This is a genomic window from Gordonibacter pamelaeae 7-10-1-b (genome assembly GCF_000210055.1).
In the GTDB taxonomy this organism is placed as follows: Bacteria; Actinomycetota; Coriobacteriia; order Coriobacteriales; family Eggerthellaceae; genus Gordonibacter; species Gordonibacter pamelaeae.
On sequence record NC_021021.1, the window covers coordinates 2,056,669 to 2,060,232 of the forward strand.

4 protein-coding genes are annotated in these 3,564 nt (G+C 69.3%); all 4 read right to left on the minus strand.

Going from position 1 to position 3,564, the window contains the following annotated elements; translation table 11 throughout:
• A partial coding sequence (gene purH / locus GPA_RS09480) for a bifunctional phosphoribosylaminoimidazolecarboxamide formyltransferase/IMP cyclohydrolase (protein WP_041239403.1) occupies positions 1–1,392 on the minus strand: 1,392 nt, incomplete at its 3' end.
• 82 nt (positions 1,393–1,474) lie between these two features.
• Positions 1,475–2,464, minus strand: a complete 990-nt coding sequence (locus tag GPA_RS09485) for an XdhC family protein (protein WP_015539732.1) — start codon at positions 2,462–2,464, stop codon at positions 1,475–1,477.
• A gap of 142 nt (positions 2,465–2,606) precedes the next feature.
• Complete coding sequence (gene purN / locus GPA_RS09490) at positions 2,607–3,224, minus strand: phosphoribosylglycinamide formyltransferase (RefSeq protein ID WP_015539733.1); 618 nt, start codon at positions 3,222–3,224, stop codon at positions 2,607–2,609.
• Positions 3,225–3,228: 4 nt separating this feature from the next.
• The coding region (locus GPA_RS16835; RefSeq protein WP_269446289.1) for an AIR synthase-related protein at positions 3,229–3,564 on the minus strand (336 nt) is incomplete at its 5' end.

Here is a 3,564-nt window from a genome sequence, read left to right on the forward strand (position 1 = left end):
CTGCGCAGCATCGCCCGCCTGCTCCACGGCGATGCGCGCGGAGTTCACGCGGTTCGGCTGGCCGCCGCCCACGCCGATGGTAGCGTGGCCCTTCGTGATGGCGATGGCGTTGGACTTGATGGACTTGCACACCTTCCATGCGAACAGAAGCTCGGCCATCTCCTCGTCGGTGGGCTGGCGCTTCGTGGGCACGGTGAACGCCGCGGGGTCCTCGGCCACGGCGTCGGAGTCCTGGCACAGGAGGCCGCCTTCGACGGAGCGATACTCCACCTCGCCGCCGGCCGGGTTCACGCCGCCCGTGGACAGCAGGCGCGCGTTCTTCTTGGCGCTGTACATGTCCAGCGCGTCGCCCGCGAACTCGGGCGCGATGATGGCCTCCACGAACTGCTTGTTGTCGAAGATGGCCACCACGACGTCGCTCGTCACGGGACGGTTGAACGCCATGACGCCGCCGTAGGCGCTCACCGGGTCGCACGCGTGCGCGCGCTGGTAGGCGGCCACGAGGTCGTCGTCCTGGCACACGCCGCAGGGCGTGAGGTGCTTCACGATGACGCAGGCCGGCTCGTCGAACTCGCGCACGGCCGTCCAGGCGGCGTCGAGGTCGAGATAGTTGTTGTACGACAGCTCCTTGCCCTGGTGCTGCTTGGCATGGGCAAGGGAGTGCTCGGCGTTCACGTAGCCGTCGCGACGGTAGAACGCGGCCGCCTGGTGCGGGTTCTCGCCGTAGCGCAGGTCCTGCACCTTCTGCAGGCGCAGCGTGCGCTCGGCCGGGAACTGCGCGGAACCCTCGCCCTCCAGCTGGGCGCCCATCCACGCGGCGATGGCGCCGTCGTAGGCCGCCGTGGTCTGGAACACGTCGAGGGCCAGCTTGGCGCGCGTGTCGCGCAGCGTGGCGCCGTCGTTGGCGCGCATCTCGGCCAGGATGGCGTCGTAGCTCTCGGGGCGCGTGACCACGGCCACGCTCTCGAAGTTCTTCGCCGCGGAGCGCAGCATCGACGGGCCGCCGATGTCGATGTTCTCGATGCAGGTGCCGAAGTCGGCCCCGCCGGCCACCGTCTTCTCGAAGGCGTAGAGGTTCACCACCACCATATCGATCATCTCGATGCCGTGCTCGGCCGCCTGGGCCATGTGGGCCTCGTTGTCGCGCTTGGCCAAGAGGCCGCCGTGCACGCGCGGGTGCAGCGTCTTCACGCGGCCGTCCATCATCTCGGGGAACTGCGTCACGTCGTCGATGGGCGTGACGGGCACGCCGGCGTCCTTCAGGGCGCGGGCCGTGCCGCCCGTGGAGATGATCTCCGCCCCGAACTCGTTCACGAGCGCGCGGGCGAAGTCCGCCACGCCCGTCTTGTCCGTCACGGACACGAGCACGCGCTTGATCTTAGGATCGCTCATATGGTCTTACATCCTTTCTGGTTGACTCCTGCTATGGTGAACCCGCCGATCCGCGACGGGAAACAGGCTGATCGGGGCCGGCTTAGCGACCCAAACTCTTCTCGTGGCGCTCGCGCGCCTCATCACTGTAGCGCTGCCGGTAGCGCACGTCCACCAGTTCGGCAACGATGGCGATGGCCAATTCGGCGGGCGTCTTCGCCCCGAACTTGAGGCCGATGGGACGCTTGACGCGCGCCCAGTCCTCCTCGGTGGCACCGGCGGCCAACACCAGCTCGTGCACGCGATCGTTCTTGCCCGCGCAGCCCATCATGCCCACGTAGTGCGCGTGATGCCCGGTGGCCCACACGCAGCCCTCGGGGTCGAACATATGGCCGCGCGTGAGCACGCACACGTAGTCCTCCGGCGCGCAGGCCAGCTCGGCCAGGCCGTCAAAGTTCCCGCCGTCGAGCACGATGCGCCGCGCCCGCGGAAAGCGCGCCTCGCTCACGTATGCAGGATCGTAGTCCACCACGCACACGGCGAAGCCCACGTGGTCGGCGAGCGCCGCCACCTCGCTCGCGGCATCCGACGCGCCCAGCAGCCACACGCGAACCTGTTCGAACAGCGGCACGGAGAGCCAGGTGAGGCCCTCGAACTGCTCGTTGTGCATCGAGGGGCCGCGCGTGGCGTCCTTCATCTGGAACGTGTCGCGCGGGCTGAACGGCCGCGATGCGACGATCTCCTTCGCGTCGTTGCAGAAGAACACGAGCGGCTCGCCGTCGGCGGAGCCCGTCTCGCCGTACTTCTTCGTCACCTCGTTGTCGGTGTTGGCCTGCGCCTCGGCGGCATCGTAGACCACCTTGAAGCCGAGCCAGGCGAGGTCGCCCTCGTCCATCGCGCGCAGGGCGCACTCGAAGGTGGGGACGTCGGCCGTGGTCAAGCTCGCGGCGACCACGTCAAGGTACGACGGGTCCACGTGTTGGTTGCCCTCGAGCGCCTCGGCCGAGAAGCACGGGAAGTCCTCGGGCGAGAGCCGGGGCGTACGCCCCGCCCGCAGGTCGTCGACGATGCTTTGCAGCGTTTCCTTGTTCATGGGCAGGGCTCCTTACGGTCGACAAGCACGGTTGCAAGCTGCGCGCGAGACGTGGTCGAATACGCACGCCCCTCCCGCGCGCCGGAAGAGGGGCCCTGCGCGCCGGACGCGCCTTTCGCGCGACCAGTCAGGGGCCCGAACGTCAGGCAGGGGCGATATGCACCTTGCGGTCCTCGCCCACGCTCACGCGGCCTTCGGCCACGAGGCGCAGCACCTCGGGGTACAGCACGTGCTCGACCTCGTGGATGCGCGCCTCGAGCGCCTCCAGCGTATCGTCCTCGCGCACCTCCACGGCGCGCTGCGCCACGATGGGGCCCTTGTCGTAGTCCTCGTTCGCGAAGTGGACGGTGATGCCCGTCACCTTCACGCCCGCGTCGTATGCGTCGGCGATGGCATGCGCGCCCTTGAAGGACGGCAGCAGGGCTGGATGCAGGTTGAGCACGCGGTCGGGAAACGCTTCGAGCATGACCGGCGTCACCTTGCGCATGTAGCCCGCCATGACCACGTATTCCGCCCCCGCCTCTCGCAGCTCCGCCACGATGCGCGCGTCGGCCGCCTCGGGGTCGGCGTACACGCCGCGGTTGAGCACGGTTGCGGGGATGCCCGCCGCGCGCGCCCGCTCGATACCGTACGCGTCCGGCCGCGACGACACCACCCGCACGATGTCCACCGGCAGCCCCTCGCCCGCCGCATCGATGATAGCCTGCAAGTTCGTGCCGCTCCCCGAGAGCAGCACCCCGATCTTAAGCGGTTCGACCATGGCCCTACGCCTCCGCGCCGGCGTCGTACCCGTAGAGCTCGCCGTCGTTCGCGTAGCGCACTGCGCCCTCGCCGGCTACGATGCGGCCCACGCGGTACGTGGCCTCGCCGGCCTCGGCCAGGGCGGCCTCCACCTCGCCGGCGCGAGCGGGGTCGACGATCAAGACCATGCCCAAGCCCATGTTGAACGTCTTCAGCGCCTCAGCCTCGTCGAGGTGCGCGGCGCCGCACACGAACCTCGCGATGGGAGGCACGGGCCACGTGCCCAGGTCCACCTCGGCGTCGCAGGTCTTCGGCAGCGCGCGGTCCAGGTTCTCGGAGATGCCGCCGCCCGTGATGTG